The 502-nt window shown below is 39.0% G+C and carries 1 protein-coding gene; it reads left to right on the forward strand.

The window, feature by feature from the left end:
- Window positions 1–502 (forward strand): AMP-binding protein (locus D5S11_RS19715; RefSeq protein WP_164833861.1); only part of this gene is annotated, 502 nt, incomplete at both ends.

A 502-nucleotide genomic window follows, 5' to 3' on the forward strand; every position in this document is an offset into this window, starting at 1 on the left:
TCAGCCAGACATCACAAGTTTATCTGGATCATCAAGTGATAGAGCTCAATGATGGAGTCATGCTTAGTTGGGACTATGTTTCAGAGGCTTTTGAAAATGATGTAATTGAGTCAATGTTTGAGGAGTATACCCACATTATTGACCAATTAACGTCCGGTGAGATGATGTCTTCTGAAGATACAGCACTGGAACAAGCAATTACTGATTATAATCAAACTGAGAAGGCCATCAAGCCGGATACTTTATATCACTTGTTTGCGAGACAAACAATAAAAACACCTGAGAATATTGCGATTGAGTGTCAAGGAAGAGCAGTTACCTATCAAGAGTTACAAGTTATGTCCAACCGCATATCTAGTTTATTGGAAGAGAAGGGAATTCAGCCAAATGAGTATGTTGGGGTTATTGTTGATCGTGAGATCGAGACAATCGCCAGTATCCTCGCAGTGTTAAAAATTGGAGCTGCTTATATCCCAATTAATCCGGAATTTCCAAAAGAAAG

It is taken from the genome of Bacillus sp. L75 (genome assembly GCF_003676355.1).
Lineage (GTDB): Bacteria > Bacillota > Bacilli > Bacillales > Bacillaceae > Bacillus > Bacillus velezensis.